This is a genomic window from Bradyrhizobium sp. BRP20 (assembly GCF_020194215.1).
GTDB lineage: Bacteria > Pseudomonadota > Alphaproteobacteria > Rhizobiales > Xanthobacteraceae > Bradyrhizobium > Bradyrhizobium yuanmingense.
On the sequence record NZ_JADYVY010000001.1, the window covers coordinates 177,282 to 191,783 of the forward strand.

Here is a 14,502-nt window from a genome sequence, read left to right on the forward strand (position 1 = left end):
GATTGGGTGCGGCGTGAGTGATTTCGACCAGATGGGAATTATCGTCGACTGGGTGGATGCCTGCCGTAAGGGCGACCTCACAGCCCTGCTCGACCTCTATGCCGACGACGCGCAGCTCGAATGCACCTGCGACGGCGCGCGGCGCTTTCGTGGCCGGAGCGAGATCGAGGCCTATTGGCAGCCGCGGCTCAGCGCCTTCTCCTCGGCGGGGTTCGGGCTGGAAGAGATCAATCCCGCGCCCCACGGCGTCCACCTCGAATATTCCGTCGCCGGCGCGCTGCGCATTCAGGCCTCGTTCCGCTTCAGCCCGGATGGCAAGATCCGCAGCACGCTGTGCGAACCGGCGCGACAGAATGCGCATGATGGTTGCGCCTGCTGAATTAGCCTGGTGACGGAACGTCCCGCATCGTCTCCGCCGGAAGGCGGCAGCGCACGTAGGTTCGGTCATCCACGCGCAACAGCGATAGCGATCCGCTGAGCGCGCGCACGCGCTCATGCATGCCGGTCAGGCCCCGGCCGAAGACGTTGTCCGCAGGGAAACCGCCGCCATCGTCGGAGATCTCGACGACGAGCGTCTTGTCGGCAACCGTCGCCTGCACATGTGCGTTGCCGGCGTTGGCATGTCGCAGCACGTTGGTCAGTGCCTCCTGGATCACTCGATAGACGGTCTGCGCCAGCGGTCCGCCGATTGCGCTGAGATCGCGATCGATCGCATCCGTCAGCACGATATGAGGTGCCTGCTTGCGAAAATTCCGGAGCAGCGTTTGCACGCTGCTCGAAAGGCCGAGCTCTTCGATATAGAGCGGCCGCAGCCGGTCCAGGATGCGGCGGTTGGTCTGCTGCAGGGCCTCGACCGATTGCAGCAGGTCCTGTGCCGAATTGCCGAGATGTCCCGTTGGCTCGGAGGCATCGGTCAGCGCGATCGTGCCGGCGCGGATGCTGAAGAGGAGGGGCCCGAGCTCGTCGTGCAGTTCGCGGGCGAGATCGCGCCGCTCGTCATCCTGCAGCGACACCAGGCGGTGCATCAGATAGCGATTGTCCTGGCTGAGTTGCGCCAGTGTCGCTGCCAGCGCATTGGCTTCCTCGCAGCTCTGCCGGATCTCCGGCGGTCCTCCGACCGGGATCGGCCTTGCGTAGTCGCCGCGCCGAATCCGCGTAAGACCGTCGCCGAGATGTTGCAGGGGGCGCAGGGCCGAACCGGCGAAGACATAGGCAACGGTGCCGGTGAGCACCATCAGGACAGCGACCAGGCTGGTCAGCGCAAGGAAGCCGATCCACTTCTCGAACAAGTCGGCCGATATGTCCGGGAAGAACACGATATCGCCGACATGTCTGCCGTCTATGACGATCGGAAACGCCGCTTCCATCTCTGGTATGGTGATGAGGTTGACGAACCATTGCGGAACCTTCTTCAGGTTGCGCAAGTCTTTCGGAGAAGGCGGGGGACCTCCGTCCATGCGGCGGAATTGAATATCCGTGGAGGCGTCCAAGGACTGAACAAATGCATCGAGGGTCTTTTGCGGATTGTCCGATGCGCGCAGGGTGCTGTTGAGCGCGGCGGCGATGGTCTGGATCGAGCGTCGAGCCGGCTCGTGTTCATCAGCTACCTGACCTGGTGCAAATATCCGCAGTAATATGCCGCCCAGGATCAGGGCTGCGAGAAGGCTCGCGCCGAGCGGGAGAAACAATTGCGTTCGGAACGAAAGTCGTCGCCACATTAGGTCAATTCTAACGCGTATCGGCCGGATTTGCTCTTTCCATTTATTCCCGGCGGGCTATGAGTCGAAAAACAAGAGAGTGCGCGATGCAAGATACCGCCAAGCTGGCGACGAGGGTCCTGATCGTCGACGACCATCCCGTGGTGCTGTCCGGCTGCCGCACCCTGTTCGCATCCGACCATTCAATCCGCATTGACGAGGCGAGCGATGCCAAATCCGGGCATCGCGCCTATGTCAGCAAGCGGCCCGACGTCACCGTGATCGACATCAGCCTGCCCGACGTCTCCGGGTTCGAGCTGATGCGGCGCATCCGCAAGGACGACCCCGACGCCAAGATCATCATGTTCAGCATGAACGACGATCCGGCGTTCGTCGTGCGGGCCGTCGAGCTCGGGGCGCAGGGCTATGTCTCCAAAGGCGACGATCCCAGGATCCTGCTCAAAGCGGTGCGCAAGGTGGTCGCGGGTGACAACTTCATCTCGCCGCAGCTTGCGGAAGCCGTGACGTTTTCCGGCGCGGCGATCAAGGCCAACCCCGCGTCACAGATGACGCCGCGGGAGCTCGAAATTCTTCGCTTGCTCGGACGCGGCGACAAGATCGTCGAGGTCGCCGAGGCGCTCGGCATCTCCTACAAGACGGTCGCCAACACCACGTCCCTGCTCAAGCAGAAGCTTGGCGCCAAGAACCATTCCGACCTGATCCGGATCGCAGTGGAAATCGGAATGAACTGACTTTCGCCATCGACCGAACCGGCTGCTCCGGGATGCAGCGGTTCGGCCGACGGATCGACGCCGCCGTTGGCCGGGCAATGCATTGGACAACGGGCTGACACCCATCCGCCGACACAATGGGCCGAGGCTGTATTCGTTCCCGCGACTGATTCGGGAAAAAGCGGAATTCAGGGTCAGGATCACGGCCGGGGCTTGGCTGCAACTGCCAAAAGCGAACCAGAGCCGGATCGGGAAGAATAGGAACATTTTCGACACGCGCGGGGTTTTGGACTTGACGATTTCATGACAGGCGACGAAAGCTTGCCGGAACAGTTTTGAGGGCTCGGCGACCCCGACGAGGCAACTGGTCTGCACACAACGACAGGCCTTCCAAGAGAAGGGCTGCGGCAATGCCGCAGCCCTTTTTCATTGGGCGAGGGGTACGCCGGAAGCGGTTTCCCGATGCCGCAAAACACTCTATGGTGGTTCAAAGCCACCGGCTGTTGACAAGTAATTACGTAAAATCAAAGGCTTAAGGGTCGAGCTCCGGCCCGGCCGCCTTTGGAGGGCAGTTTGACTCGCTATATCTCGACCCGGGGCGAAGCCCCCGAACTAGGCTTTTGTGACGTGATGCTGACCGGGCTTGCCCGCGACGGCGGCCTGTATGTGCCGGCGGTGTGGCCACAGCTTCCGAGCGAGACGATCGCCGGCTTCTTCGGCCGCCCCTATTGGGAGGTCGCGGTCGACGTGATTCGTCCCTTCGCCGGTGGCGAGATTTCCGACGCCGAGCTCGGGCGCATGGCGAACGAGGCCTATGCCACCTTCCGCCATCCTGCGGTGGTGCCGCTGCGCCAGATGTCCCCGCACCAGTTCGTGCTGGAGCTGTTCCACGGTCCGACGCTCGCCTTCAAGGACGTGGCGATGCAGCTGATCTCGCGGCTGATGGACCATGTGCTCGAAAAGCGCGGCCAGCGCACCACCATCGTGGTCGCGACGTCAGGCGATACCGGCGGCGCCGCGGTCGAAGCCTTTGCGGGCCTCGAGAACGTCGATCTGATCGTGCTGTTTCCGCACGGCCGCATCTCCGAGGTGCAGCGGCGGATGATGACCACGACGGGCGCGGCCAACGTCCATACGCTCGCCATCGAGGGCACCTTCGACGACTGCCAGGCGCTCGTGAAGGGAATGTTCAACAACCATCGCTTCCGCGATGCGACCTCGCTCTCCGGCGTCAATTCCATCAACTGGGCGCGCATCGTCGCGCAGGTGGTCTACTATTTCACCTCTGCCGTCGCGGTCGGTGCTCCGGCGCGCGCGGTCGATTTCGTCGTTCCGACGGGCAATTTCGGCGACATCTTCGCCGGCTACGTCGCCAAGCGCATGGGGCTGCCGGTGCGCACCCTGCGCATCGCCGCCAACGTCAACGACATCCTGGCGCGCACGCTGAAGACCGGCATCTACGAGGTGCGTGAGGTGCACGCGACGGCATCGCCGTCGATGGACATCCAGATCTCCTCGAACTTCGAACGGCTGCTGTTCGAGGCCGGCCGGCGCGATGGCGCCGGCGTGCGTCGCCTGATGGAACAGCTGAAGCAGTCCGGCCGCTTCGTGCTACCCGATGCGACACTCGCCGCGATCCGCGAGGAGTTCGATGCCGGGCGCGCTGACGAGACCGAGACTGCGGCTGCGATCCGCGCCGCCTGGCGCGAAGCAGGCGAGCTGGTCGATCCTCATACCGCCGTGGCGCTCGCCGTCGCGGACCGCGACACCACCGATACGAAGGTGCCGAGCATCGTGCTCTCCACCGCCCATCCGGCCAAGTTCCCCGACGCCGTCGAGGCGGCTTGCGGCCAGCGGCCGCAACTGCCGGCCTGGCTCGACGGCCTGATGACCAAATCCGAACACATGAGGGTGATGAAGAACGATCAGGTCGAGCTCGAGCGGTTCGTGCTGTCCGCCAGCCGCGCCGCAAAGCAGGGAGTTGCCGGATGAGCGTCGAGATGTCCAAGCTTGCCTCCGGCCTCACCGTCGTCACCGACGAGATGCCCCACCTCGAGACGGCGGCGCTCGGTGTCTGGGCCGGCGTCGGCGGACGCGACGAGAAGCCGAACGAGCACGGCATCTCGCATCTGTTGGAACACATGGCGTTCAAGGGCACGACCAGGCGCTCCTCGCGCGAGATCGTCGAGGAGATCGAGGCGGTCGGCGGCGACCTCAATGCCGGCACCTCGACCGAGACCACGTCCTATTACGCGCGGGTGCTGAAGGCCGACGTGCCGCTCGCGCTCGACGTGCTCGCCGACATCCTTGCCAATCCCGCCTTCGAGCCCGACGAGCTGGAGCGCGAGAAGAACGTCATCGTGCAGGAGATCGGTGCCGCGCAGGACACGCCCGATGACGTCGTGTTCGAGCATCTGAACGAGCTCTGCTATCCCGACCAGCCGATGGGCCGTTCGCTGCTCGGCACCGCCAAGACGCTGCGCGCCTTCAACCGCGACATGCTGCGTGGCTATCTGTCGACGCATTATCGCGGGCCCGACATGGTGGTGGCCGCGGCCGGGGCGGTCGACCACGGTCAGGTCGTCGCCGAGGTCGAAAAGCGTTTTGCGAGCTTCGAGGGGACGCCCGGGCCGAAGCCGCAGGCCGCTCGGTTCGGCCAGGGCGGCGCCAAGGTGGTGCATCGCGAGCTCGAGCAGGCGCATCTGACGCTGGCGCTCGAGGGGGTGCCGCAGACCGATCCTTCGCTGTTCTCGCTGCAGGTCTTCACCAATGTCCTTGGCGGCGGAATGTCGTCGCGCCTGTTCCAGGAGGTGCGCGAGAAGCGCGGCCTCTGCTACTCCATCTACACCTTCCACGCCCCCTACACCGATACCGGCTTTTTCGGCCTCTATACCGGCACCGATCCCGCCGATGCGCCGGAGATGATGGAGGTCGTGGTCGACATCATGAACGAATCGGTGGAGACGCTGACTGAGGCCGAGATCGCCCGAGCCAAGGCACAGATGAAGGCGGGGTTGCTGATGGCGCTGGAGAGCTGCTCCTCCCGCGCCGAGCAGCTCGCCCGGCATGTGCTGGCCTACGGGCGGCCGCAGACAGTGCAGGAACTGGTTGCCCGGATCGACGCCGTCAGCATCGAATCGACGCGGGACGCGGCCCGTGCGCTCCTGTCGCGCAGCCGGCCTGCGGTCGTCGCATTGGGCAGCGGCAGGGGTCTGGACACGGCGGTGTCTTTTGCGGAAGGATTGACACGGGCGCGCGCCAAGGCGCGGCTGCATTAGGAGCCGCGCGCGGGCCTCGCCCCGGGAAGCATCACATGGCCCTCTTTCGCCTGCCATCCAGTGGACCCGCCGCCCTGGCGCCGCGCGGCAACGGGCTGCTCCTGCGCGCGCCGCAGATGTCCGACTTCCTGCAATGGGCTCATTTGCGCGAGACCAGCCGCGACTATCTGACGCCTTGGGAGCCGATCTGGCCGTCCGACGATCTCACCCGCTCCGGCTTCCGCCGCCGCCTGCGCCGCTATGCCGAGGACATTGCCGCGGACCGCTCCTATCCCTTTCTGATCTTCCGCGAGCTCGACGGCGCCCTGGTCGGCGGCATCACGCTCGCCAATGTCCGGCGCGGCATCGTGCAGGCCGGCACCATCGGCTATTGGGTCGGCCAGCCTTATGCCCATCGCGGCTACATGACGGCCGCACTCCGGGTGCTGCTGCCGACGCTGTTCGGCGAGCTCAATCTGCACCGGGTCGAGGCCGCCTGCATCCCGACCAATGCGCCGTCGATCCGGGTGCTGGAGAAGTGCGGCTTCTCGCGCGAGGGCCTGGCGCGCCGCTATCTCTGCATCAACGGGGTCTGGCAGGATCACCTGCTGTTCGGCCTGCTGCACGAGGACTTCCGCGGCTGAGCAGCCTGATGGATGCAGCCAAATCCCTTTTTGCCGCCTTGGGTTCGCCGATATTGGCGATATAACCCGGCCGGAACATTGTCATGGAGTACGGGTGTTGATGGTGCAGGAGCTTCGGTCATCGCGGACGAGGTTGCGGCGGGGCGCAGCGGTCGTGCTGGCATTATCGGTCGGGCTCGCCTCCGTCTCGCCGGTGGCGGCACAGTCGTTGACCGACCGCTTCAAGAGCCTGTTCGGCGGCAAGTCCGACGAGCCGGCGGAGCCGAAGCCGGCGCCTGCGCCCGGGCAGCCGGCCGAAGACGACCTCGATTGCCCGCAGGTCACGGTGCGCGCGGGCGCCTCGACCTACGCGGTCGGCGCCAGCGGCAAGCCGGCGGTCGGCAATGACATCCGCTTCCAGGCCTCGATCACCAAGATGGCGCGCGAATGCTTGCGCAGCAGTGCCGGCATCACCGCCCGGATCGGCATCCAGGGCCGCGTCATCGCCGGCCCCGCCGGGGCGCCTGCCTCCGTCGAGGTGCCGCTGCGCATCGCCGTCGTGCAGGGCGGCGTCGGCGAGAAGGTGATCGCCTCGAAGGCCTACCGGACCACGGTGGCGATGTCGGAAGGCGGCAGCGTGCCCTTCACCTTCGTCGCCGAGGATCTGGCCTATCCGGTGCCGGCGCCCGCGGTCGCCGATACCTACATCTTCTATGTCGGCTTCGACCCGCAGGCGCTCTCGCCGGAGCCGAGAGGGAAGAAGAAGAAGTAGGGGAGATCTTGCGGCAATGTCAGCTGTCATTGCCCGCGAAGGCGGGCAATCCAGTATTCCAGAGGCCGCAGTGCTTGAATTGAGAAGCCTCGGCGTACTGGATCACCCGCCCCAGTGCGCAAGTGCGCACAAGGTGGGTGATGATACCGCACTTGTGGATGCTGTTACCCGACAGACAAAAAAGCCGGCGCTCGTCGCGCCGGCTTTTTGATTGGGTAGGGCAAATCCCTCAGTTCAGCTTCTGCCTGACTTCGTTGATGCCCTTGGCGAGCAGGTCGTCGGCGATCTGGCCCTTGACTGACTGCGACAGGATCGTGGAGGCAGCCTGCACGGCGGCTTCCGCGGCGGCTGCCCGGACGTCCGCGAGAGCCTGAGCCTCGGCGAGTGCGATCTTGCCCTCGGCGGTCTTGGTGCGGCGGGTGACGAAATCTTCCAATTTCGACTTGGCCTCTGCTGCGATGCGCTCCGCTTCGGCATTCGCGTTGGCGATGATGTCGGCGGCCTCGCGCTCGGCACCGGCAGTGCGCGCCTTGTAGTCGGCGAGCACCTTGGTGGCCTCCTGCTTGAGGCGCGCCGCCTCGTCCAGCTCGGCCTTGATACGAGCGGCGCGATGATCGAGCGCCGACATCGCCGTCTTGAACACCCCCACATAGGCGAAGATCACCATCAGGATCACGAAGGCGACGGCGACCCAAAACTCAGGTGTGAAGAACATCGAGACTAACCCTTCAAGGTCGCATCAACGGCGGCATTGACCGACGCTGCATCCGGAACGACGCCCGTGAGCTGCTGAACGATGGTGCCGGCTGCATCGGCCGCGATGCCGCGGACGTTGCTCATGGCGGTCGCGCGGGTCGAGGCAATGGTCTTCTCCGCCTCGGCGAGCTTGGCGGACAGTTGCTCTTCCAGCGCCTTGCGTTCGGCTTCCGCCTGCGCATTCGCCTTCTCGCGGGATTCGTTGCCGATCGCCTGTGCACGTGCGCGCGCCGACGCGAGCTCGCCTTCATAGGCCTTGAGCGCCGCCTCGGACTGGTCCTTCAGCTTCTGCGCTTCGGCGAGATCGCCCTCGATCTTGTTCTGACGCGCCTCGATCGCACCCCCGACACGCGGCAGCGCGAACCGGGAGACGATCAGATACAGCGCGACGAAGGCGATCGCGAGCGACACCAGTTGCGAAGCAAAGGTGCTGCTCTCGAAAGGCGGAAAGCCACCGCCGTGGTGACCGCCGTCGGCCTCCGTGTGAGCGCCGGTACCTTTGGCGCCGCCATGACTTTCAGCCATGGAGTTCTCCTGTTGCTGTCAGACGCGCCGCCTCCCACCTGGAAGCGGCGCGAAACGCGTTCAGAGCGGGACGAACAGCAGCAGCAGAGCGATCAGCAGCGAGAAGATGCCGAGCGCTTCGGTCACGGCGAAGCCGAAGATCAGGTTGCCGAACTGGCCCTGAGCAGCTGCCGGGTTGCGCATGGCTGCGGACAGATAATTGCCGAAGATGAAGGCCACGCCGATGCCGGCGCCGCCCATGCCGATGCACGCGATGCCCGCGCCGAGAAACTTAGCTGCTTGCGGATCCATTTTTGACTCCTTGGAAGAAAGACAGGTGTGGGTGGAAAAGCACCCGGATCACTCAGTGTCCAGGGTGAATGGCGTCGTTGAGGTAGATACAGGTCAAGATCGCAAACACATAGGCTTGCAGGAACGCGACCAGCAGTTCGAGCGCGGTGAGCGCGACGGCGAGCGCCAGCGGCATGACACCGCCGATCCAGCCGACCACGCCAAGAGACGCGCCGAGCATGGCAACGAAGCCGGCGAACACCTTCAGCGCGATGTGGCCCGCGAGCATGTTCGCGAACAGTCGAACGCTGTGCGAGACCGGCCGCAGGAAGAACGACAGCACCTCGATCGCCATGACCAGCGGCAGGATGTAGCCGGGAACGCCCGAGGGCACGAACACTTTCAGGAACTTCAGGCCGTTCTTGTAGAGGCCGTAGATCAGGACCGTGAAGAACACCAGCAGCGCCAGCGCCGCAGTGACGATGAGATGGCTCGTCACGGTGAACGTGTACGGAACGATGCCTACGAGGTTCGAGACGCAGATGAACATGAACAGCGAGAAGATCAGCGGGAAGAACCGCATGCCATCCGCTCCGGCAGTGCTGCGGATCATGCTGGCCACGAACTCATAGGAGAGCTCGGCCACCGACTGCAGACGCCCCGGAACCAGCTGCTTGCCGCTGGTGAGCAGAAGCAGCGCGATGATCCCCACCGCGACGAACATGTAGAGAGAGGCATTGGTGAAGGCGATCGTGTGATCGCCGATACGGCCGATCGTGAAGAGCGGTTCGACGTTGAACTGATGGATCGGGTCGATTTTCATCCGCGCGGCATCTCTCGTCTGCTGGACAAGCCGACCAGTGAAGATTGGTCGGCCGGCTGTGCCGGCGAGCGGCACGACAGTTAACCCGGCTAGGCCAATTACGAACCACCGCGCCTGTTCGGACCCGCGCCTGCCGTTCTCACCACATTCACCACGCCGGCGATGAAGCCCAGCAGCAGGAACGCGATGAATCCGAAAGGCGACGTCGACAGCAAGTGGTCGAACCCCCAGCCAATCCCCGCTCCGACAGCGACGCCGGCGATCAACTCCGAGGATAGTCGGAAACCAAGCGCCATCGCCGAGGCTCTGGCCGCTTTGTCTCCATCGTCACCTGCGGGTTGCTCGGTCTTGGCCCGGCGGTCGCGAAATTCGGACAACCGCTGATCAAGATTTCCGAGCCGATCGGAAAGCGCGGCTTCCTCGGGCGATCTATCGCGATCTCCATCCTCGCCGTGTCCCGTGCCCTGTGTCATGCAACGAAGACCCGAAACGCTGCGGCTGAATGGAAATTGCGCCCGTCACCCTCAAAAGCCGCGCGGACCATACTGATGGCCTATAATCAAGTCAAGCCAAGTCACGATTGCGTCCCTTCCGATTATGTATTTGATTTACTTGATGATATTGACGCGCACGGCAGCGCTGCACACAGCGTGACGCCGCACCGCAGCAGGTCTGCTTGCGAACGGCGGACGCAGCCGTGCTTTCGCCGCGCTCGCGGGATCAAAGAAGCCGCCGCGTTCGTTGATTTCGGGGGCGGCTTTTTGGCGGCGGATTGCCGGCTGGGGGTGTAGAATTGCAACCGCAGCCGCAGCAGTGCCGGGCGGAGACAATGATGAGACCTGCGACGTCATCCACGACATCATGGCTCGCGGCGGCGGCCGCGGTGATGGTAGTCAGCGGCGGCCTCGCGGCCGCGCAATCTACGCCCGACGGCGAAAATGGCCGCTACAGCATGACGCCCATCCCCGAGGGCGTGCTGCGGCTTGACACGCGCACCGGCACGGTGTCGACCTGCACCAGGAACGGCGCCGGTTGGGCCTGCTACGCGGTGCCCGACGAGCGGACCGCACTCGACGCCGAGATCGGCAGGCTCCAGGCCGAGGTCGAGCGGCTGAAGGCACAGCTCGCGGCGGGGCCAACGGTATCGGGCAAGATCGACGAGGCGCTGCCGAAATCCGATCCACTCAGGAAGCCCGAGCCCAAGGTCGCCGAGGGCGAGCGCAAGATCGAGATCCCGCTGCCGAGCGAGCAGGACGTCGACCGCATGATGTCGTTCCTGGAAAAGGCTTGGCGGCGGCTGATCGACATGGCCAACCGCGTGCAAAAAGACGTGTCGGGGAAGATCTGATGCGGGCCCCTCCATGACCTCAGCCAGATCCGTCACCCGCTCCGCACCATCGTCCGTGCAGGCAACCACCGTCACATCGACACTGCTCACCGTGCAGACGCCTGGCCGCGGCTTCACCGATCTGACCAGCGAGGCCGCACGATTCATCGCCGAGGCGCGGGCGGGCGAGGGTGCATTGACGCTGTTCATCCGCCACACCTCGGCCTCGCTGACGATCCAGGAAAACGCTGACCCTTCCGTGCTCGTCGATCTCACCACGGCGCTGTCACGGCTCGCACCGGAGAACGCCGGGTGGACCCATGACACCGAAGGCCCCGACGACATGCCGGCCCACATCAAGACCATGCTGACGCAGACTTCGCTCCAGGTTCCGGTCCTGAGCGGCAGGCTCGCGCTCGGCACCTGGCAGGCGATCTATCTGATCGAGCATCGCAGCGGCCCGCACCGCCGTGAAATCGTGCTGCAATTCATCGGCAGCAACCGATAGAGCGTTTTCGAGCGAAGTGGGTGCCGGTTCGCGTGAAGAAAACGCGTCCAAGCAAGAAGCACACAAAGCAAAACCGGCCGCGGAGACCGCGGCCGGTTCGTGCCGTCGATTGTTGCTGCGATCAGTTCGCCTTGATGTCGACGTCCTTGGTTTCCGGCAGGAACAGGAAGCCGATCACCACGGTAATCGAGGCGAAGATGATCGGGTACCAGAGACCGGCATAGATGTCGCCGGTCGAGGCCACGATGGCGAAGGCGGTGGCGGGCAGGAGGCCGCCGAACCAGCCGTTGCCGATGTGGTAGGGCAGCGACATCGAAGTGTAGCGGATGCGGGTCGGGAACAATTCGACCAGCATCGCCGCGATCGGGCCGTACACCATGGTCACGAACAGGACCAGGACGAACAGCAGGCCGATGATCGCCGCCGGCTGCGGACGGAAGACGTCGAACGGATGCGACATCTTCACGATGCCGGTGTCACCCGCCTTGGGATAGCCGGCCGCCTGCACCGCGGCGAGAACCGCCGGGTTGCTGTCCTTGGCGTTGGCGTAGGGCACGTCCTTGCCGTTGACCACGACCTTCACGCCCGAGCCGGCCGGACCCGAACTCGTCGTGTACCTGACCGACGATTGCGACAGGTAGGCGCGTGCGGTGTCGCAAGGCGCGGTGAACACGCGGGTGCCGACTGGGTTGAACAGATCGCCGCAGCTGGCGGGATCGGCCACCACCTCGACCTTGACCGACTCGATGGCCTTTTCCAGCGCCGGGTTGGCGTTGGACGTGATCATCTTGAAGATCGGGAAGAAGGTCAGCGCCGCGATCAGACAGCCGCCGAGGATGATCGGCTTGCGGCCGATCTTGTCGGAGAGCATGCCGAACACGATGAAGAAGCCGGTGCCGAGCAGCAGCGACCATGCAATCAGCAGGTTGGCGGTATAGCCGTCGACCTTCAGGATCGATTGCAGGAAGAACAGCGCGTAGAACTGGCCGGTGTACCAGACCACGCCCTGGCCCATCACACCACCGAGCAAAGCGAGCAGCACGAGCTTGCCGTTCTGCCAGTTGCCGAAGGCCTCCGTCAGCGGCGCCTTCGAACCCTTCCCCTCTTCCTTCATCTTCTGGAAGATCGGCGATTCGTTCAGGCGAAGCCGGATCCAGACCGAGATGCCGAGCAGCAGCACCGAGACCAGGAACGGAATGCGCCAGCCCCACGCTGCGAAATCGGCCTCGCCGAGCGCGGTGCGGGTGAACAGAATCACCAGCAGCGACAGGAACAGGCCGAGGGTTGCCGTGGTCTGGATGAAGGAGGTGTAGAAGCCGCGCTTGCCGTTCGGCGCATGCTCCGCGACGTAGGTCGCCGCACCGCCATATTCGCCGCCGAGCGCCAGACCCTGGGCGAGGCGCAGCACGATCAGGATGATCGGGGCCGCGATGCCGATGGTCGCCGCGTTGGGCAACAGGCCGACGATGAAGGTCGACAGACCCATGATCAGGATGGTGACGAGGAAGGTGTATTTGCGGCCGACGATGTCGCCGACACGGCCGAACACAATCGCGCCGAACGGACGCACCAGGAAGCCCGCGGCAAACGCCAGCAGCGCGAAGATATCGCGGGTTGCCGGCGGATAGGCCGAGAAGAACTGCGCGCCGATGATGCCGGCCAGCGAACCGTAGAGATAGAAGTCGTACCACTCGAAGACGGTACCGAGCGAGGAGGCGAGAATGACGAACCGTTCGTCCTTCGTCATCCCGGCGCCGGCAGATGGTGCCGATGTTGCAGTTACTGTCGTCATTCAGATTCGCTCCCGCTTGTTTTCTTTTCAAGAACCGATTCGCGCCACGCGGGCGCGCCACCAATCGGGGGCGAGCAATTACATGCCTATCGCGTCCGGCCCAATAGTACTTTCGACGCGAATCGGAAGGATCGCGGAGATGTCGGACGGGAAATCACGGAGCCGCGGGAACGAAATACCGTGGGGTCTGCAGCCTCAAACTAAAGTCCAAGGACGGAAAAGCCCATCGCGACAATCCACATCACGACTGACACCAGGGCAGACCAGTATGCGAACACCAGATAGGTTTCTCGCATCACCGCCGAGACTGTTTTTTGTGCATGCGGCTGAGGCGGGCGTCTGTCTTTTGGAAGATACAGCCACATCTCGGTGCGGCGGTGGTCTTTGGTCCGCGCCTCCTGCGCTTTCAGGAGAAGCACCAGTGTCATGATCAGGCTCAGAAAGCCTCCCGCCTGAAACGCGGAGCGCGGCAGAAACGAAAGGCCGATCATGACGCAGAATATGGCGAGGGAGGCAAATCCGCACGCGCGCAGGACCGTTTCAAAGGCGATGCGGCGCATTTCTTCCATGAGGAGGAACTCCGTCGCCTGGCTCATTGGGATCGAGATGCGTCTAGGGTAGTCCCTGCGGGGCCTGCCTTCAATGGTTCCCGCCCGCCGTTCAGAGGCCGACGCTGATGAAATTGCCGGCGGCGGGGAGCGCCAGGATAGCCGTGCCGGCCAGCCAGATCCAAAGCGAGACGCCGTTCGACTCCTGTGCGCCGGTGACGCGTTCGTAGATGGCGGCGGGAATGCCGCCCAGGATCACGGTGGCGGTCGAGACCATCAGCGAGGCGAACATCAGCGTCAGCGACATGTTTCCGAACAGAAGAGGGCCTGCGAGCGGTTGGACGTAGAGCAGGGCGAAGATCAGCCAAAGCTGGTTGAAGAGGCCGTTGATCATTCCGAAGAAGGCAATACCGATCAGGAAGAAGTTGCGGTTCATGATCCTCCTCCCGCAAGCCGCGGCGCGAGGTTGAGCACGAGCAATGTGTAGTGGAGCACGATCCGCAACCAGAACATCCAGACAAAACCGAACAGCCACACGATGGCTGGAGGAACTGCCTTCGGCGTGACGGTTGCAATGGCGGTGAGCACCGGATCGGTGAGGCGGCAGAAGAAGCGCCAGATATAGTTCGGCGAGTCGGCGTCGACGAAGAGGCCGAGCAGGAAGCGGCCGAGCATGGTGTACATCAGAGCCGCCAGAACGAAGTTCGGCAGGTGGAAATACCAGTATCTGGCGAACGAGTCGGCAATGTCCAAAATCTGTCCTCCTCCGGACCTCGCTCTGGCGCAGTATGGTCTTGCGAGGGCTGCCTGCTCGGCCCGGGCCGTCGGGCATTCTGCACCGGCCGCCGCACCCAACAATGTCAAGGCGGACGG

General features: G+C 64.1%; 20 protein-coding genes. 10 read left to right on the plus strand and 10 right to left on the minus strand.

All coding sequences use genetic code 11. The features are described from left to right. The first annotated feature begins 13 nt into the window (after positions 1 to 13). Positions 14 to 379 (plus strand): nuclear transport factor 2 family protein, encoded by a 366-nt coding sequence (locus tag I6F33_RS00830; RefSeq protein WP_035996598.1) that lies wholly within the window; start codon positions 14 to 16, stop codon positions 377 to 379. A gap of 1 nt (position 380) precedes the next feature. Here I6F33_RS00830 and I6F33_RS00835 read toward each other — a convergent pair whose 3' ends face one another. After that, positions 381 to 1,718 (minus strand): histidine kinase, encoded by a 1,338-nt coding sequence (locus I6F33_RS00835; RefSeq protein ID WP_109142212.1) that lies wholly within the window; start codon positions 1,716 to 1,718, stop codon positions 381 to 383. Between the two features lie 86 nt (positions 1,719 to 1,804). On the opposite strand from I6F33_RS00835, the gene I6F33_RS00840 reads away from it, so the two are divergent. The 6 genes from I6F33_RS00840 (at position 1,805) to I6F33_RS00865 (ending at position 7,291) form a co-directional block, all read left to right on the plus strand. Then, positions 1,805 to 2,449, plus strand: a complete 645-nt coding sequence (locus I6F33_RS00840; protein WP_028178165.1) for a response regulator transcription factor — start codon at positions 1,805 to 1,807, stop codon at positions 2,447 to 2,449. 552 nt (positions 2,450 to 3,001) lie between these two features. Next, entirely contained in the window at positions 3,002 to 4,420 is a 1,419-nt protein-coding gene (thrC, locus tag I6F33_RS00845; protein WP_225140719.1) for a threonine synthase, read from the plus strand. Next, positions 4,417 to 5,706 carry a pitrilysin family protein gene (locus tag I6F33_RS00850; protein ID WP_036020577.1) on the plus strand — a complete coding sequence of 430 codons (1,290 nt, stop codon included), beginning with the start codon at positions 4,417 to 4,419 and terminating at the stop codon, positions 5,704 to 5,706. The genes thrC and I6F33_RS00850 overlap by 4 nt, the downstream gene beginning before the upstream one ends. 35 nt (positions 5,707 to 5,741) lie before the next feature. Then, positions 5,742 to 6,329 carry a GNAT family N-acetyltransferase gene (locus I6F33_RS00855; protein ID WP_035996611.1) on the plus strand — a complete coding sequence of 196 codons (588 nt, stop codon included), beginning with the start codon at positions 5,742 to 5,744 and terminating at the stop codon, positions 6,327 to 6,329. A 100-nt stretch (positions 6,330 to 6,429) separates the two neighbouring features. Continuing rightward, positions 6,430 to 7,080, plus strand: coding sequence for a hypothetical protein (locus I6F33_RS00860; RefSeq protein ID WP_035996613.1), 651 nt, complete (start codon positions 6,430 to 6,432; stop codon positions 7,078 to 7,080). 16 nt (positions 7,081 to 7,096) lie between these two features. Then, the gene (locus I6F33_RS00865) at positions 7,097 to 7,291 is read left to right on the plus strand and encodes a hypothetical protein (RefSeq protein WP_128265946.1); all 195 of its coding nucleotides are present in this window, start codon (positions 7,097 to 7,099) and stop codon (positions 7,289 to 7,291) included. 18 nt (positions 7,292 to 7,309) lie between these two features. Here the strand turns inward: I6F33_RS00865 and I6F33_RS00870 are convergent, their stop codons facing one another. The 5 genes from I6F33_RS00870 to I6F33_RS00890 form a co-directional block, all read right to left on the minus strand. Continuing rightward, a complete protein-coding gene (locus I6F33_RS00870; RefSeq protein ID WP_225140721.1) occupies positions 7,310 to 7,795 on the minus strand; it encodes an ATP F0F1 synthase subunit B in 486 nt (161 codons plus the stop codon). A gap of 5 nt (positions 7,796 to 7,800) precedes the next feature. After that, positions 7,801 to 8,361, minus strand: a complete 561-nt coding sequence (locus I6F33_RS00875) for a F0F1 ATP synthase subunit B (RefSeq protein WP_036040220.1) — start codon at positions 8,359 to 8,361, stop codon at positions 7,801 to 7,803. Positions 8,362 to 8,421: 60 nt separating this feature from the next. Continuing rightward, positions 8,422 to 8,652 carry a F0F1 ATP synthase subunit C gene (locus tag I6F33_RS00880; protein WP_008541273.1) on the minus strand — a complete coding sequence of 77 codons (231 nt, stop codon included), beginning with the start codon at positions 8,650 to 8,652 and terminating at the stop codon, positions 8,422 to 8,424. A gap of 52 nt (positions 8,653 to 8,704) precedes the next feature. Continuing rightward, positions 8,705 to 9,454: a F0F1 ATP synthase subunit A gene (locus I6F33_RS00885; protein ID WP_035996621.1), complete on the minus strand. Its 750-nt coding sequence runs from the start codon at positions 9,452 to 9,454 to the stop codon at positions 8,705 to 8,707. A gap of 98 nt (positions 9,455 to 9,552) precedes the next feature. Next, a complete protein-coding gene (locus tag I6F33_RS00890) occupies positions 9,553 to 9,927 on the minus strand; it encodes an AtpZ/AtpI family protein (protein WP_035996624.1) in 375 nt (124 codons plus the stop codon). Positions 9,928 to 10,002: 75 nt separating this feature from the next. Between I6F33_RS00890 and I6F33_RS00895 the strand changes: the two genes are divergently transcribed. Genes I6F33_RS00895 through I6F33_RS00905 form a run of 3 tightly spaced genes read left to right on the plus strand, consistent with a single transcriptional unit; the run spans position 10,003 to position 11,289 of the window. Continuing rightward, on the plus strand, positions 10,003 to 10,245 hold the full coding sequence (locus tag I6F33_RS00895; protein WP_192893052.1) for a hypothetical protein: 243 nt from the start codon (positions 10,003 to 10,005) through the stop codon (positions 10,243 to 10,245). A gap of 41 nt (positions 10,246 to 10,286) precedes the next feature. After that, complete coding sequence (locus tag I6F33_RS00900; protein WP_036040226.1) at positions 10,287 to 10,802, plus strand: hypothetical protein; 516 nt, start codon at positions 10,287 to 10,289, stop codon at positions 10,800 to 10,802. 13 nt (positions 10,803 to 10,815) lie between these two features. Then, positions 10,816 to 11,289, plus strand: a complete 474-nt coding sequence (locus I6F33_RS00905; protein ID WP_225140732.1) for a secondary thiamine-phosphate synthase enzyme YjbQ — start codon at positions 10,816 to 10,818, stop codon at positions 11,287 to 11,289. A gap of 121 nt (positions 11,290 to 11,410) precedes the next feature. Here I6F33_RS00905 and I6F33_RS00910 read toward each other — a convergent pair whose 3' ends face one another. The 4 genes from I6F33_RS00910 to I6F33_RS00925 form a co-directional block, all read right to left on the minus strand. Further along, positions 11,411 to 13,036: an MFS transporter gene (locus tag I6F33_RS00910; protein WP_225141286.1), complete on the minus strand. Its 1,626-nt coding sequence runs from the start codon at positions 13,034 to 13,036 to the stop codon at positions 11,411 to 11,413. 245 nt (positions 13,037 to 13,281) lie between these two features. Next, on the minus strand, positions 13,282 to 13,677 hold the full coding sequence (locus I6F33_RS00915; RefSeq protein ID WP_035996630.1) for a hypothetical protein: 396 nt from the start codon (positions 13,675 to 13,677) through the stop codon (positions 13,282 to 13,284). A gap of 64 nt (positions 13,678 to 13,741) precedes the next feature. Beyond that, positions 13,742 to 14,065 (minus strand): hypothetical protein, encoded by a 324-nt coding sequence (locus I6F33_RS00920; protein WP_035996632.1) that lies wholly within the window; start codon positions 14,063 to 14,065, stop codon positions 13,742 to 13,744. Then, positions 14,062 to 14,382: a YggT family protein gene (locus tag I6F33_RS00925; protein WP_035996633.1), complete on the minus strand. Its 321-nt coding sequence runs from the start codon at positions 14,380 to 14,382 to the stop codon at positions 14,062 to 14,064. The genes I6F33_RS00920 and I6F33_RS00925 overlap by 4 nt, the downstream gene beginning before the upstream one ends. Positions 14,383 to 14,502: the final 120 nt, after the last annotated feature.

Bases quoted from the DNA above. Each gene is read 5' to 3' on its own strand.
- I6F33_RS00835 (WP_109142212.1), bottom strand. From the start codon at position 1,718: ATGTGGCGACGACTTTCGTTCCGAACGCAATTGTTTCTCCCGCTCGGC.
- I6F33_RS00840 (WP_028178165.1), top strand. From the start codon at position 1,805: ATGCAAGATACCGCCAAGCTGGCGACGAGGGTCCTGATCGTCGACGAC.
- I6F33_RS00850 (WP_036020577.1), top strand. From the start codon at position 4,417: ATGAGCGTCGAGATGTCCAAGCTTGCCTCCGGCCTCACCGTCGTCACC.
- I6F33_RS00855 (WP_035996611.1), top strand. From the start codon at position 5,742: ATGGCCCTCTTTCGCCTGCCATCCAGTGGACCCGCCGCCCTGGCGCCG.
- I6F33_RS00860 (WP_035996613.1), top strand. From the start codon at position 6,430: ATGGTGCAGGAGCTTCGGTCATCGCGGACGAGGTTGCGGCGGGGCGCA.
- I6F33_RS00865 (WP_128265946.1), top strand. From the start codon at position 7,097: ATGTCAGCTGTCATTGCCCGCGAAGGCGGGCAATCCAGTATTCCAGAG.
- I6F33_RS00870 (WP_225140721.1), bottom strand. From the start codon at position 7,795: ATGTTCTTCACACCTGAGTTTTGGGTCGCCGTCGCCTTCGTGATCCTG.
- I6F33_RS00875 (WP_036040220.1), bottom strand. From the start codon at position 8,361: ATGGCTGAAAGTCATGGCGGCGCCAAAGGTACCGGCGCTCACACGGAG.
- I6F33_RS00880 (WP_008541273.1), bottom strand. From the start codon at position 8,652: ATGGATCCGCAAGCAGCTAAGTTTCTCGGCGCGGGCATCGCGTGCATC.
- I6F33_RS00885 (WP_035996621.1), bottom strand. From the start codon at position 9,454: ATGAAAATCGACCCGATCCATCAGTTCAACGTCGAACCGCTCTTCACG.
- I6F33_RS00890 (WP_035996624.1), bottom strand. From the start codon at position 9,927: ATGACACAGGGCACGGGACACGGCGAGGATGGAGATCGCGATAGATCG.
- I6F33_RS00895 (WP_192893052.1), top strand. From the start codon at position 10,003: ATGGCCTATAATCAAGTCAAGCCAAGTCACGATTGCGTCCCTTCCGAT.
- I6F33_RS00900 (WP_036040226.1), top strand. From the start codon at position 10,287: ATGAGACCTGCGACGTCATCCACGACATCATGGCTCGCGGCGGCGGCC.
- I6F33_RS00905 (WP_225140732.1), top strand. From the start codon at position 10,816: ATGACCTCAGCCAGATCCGTCACCCGCTCCGCACCATCGTCCGTGCAG.
- I6F33_RS00910 (WP_225141286.1), bottom strand. From the start codon at position 13,036: ATGACGAAGGACGAACGGTTCGTCATTCTCGCCTCCTCGCTCGGTACC.
- I6F33_RS00915 (WP_035996630.1), bottom strand. From the start codon at position 13,677: ATGAGCCAGGCGACGGAGTTCCTCCTCATGGAAGAAATGCGCCGCATC.
- I6F33_RS00920 (WP_035996632.1), bottom strand. From the start codon at position 14,065: ATGAACCGCAACTTCTTCCTGATCGGTATTGCCTTCTTCGGAATGATC.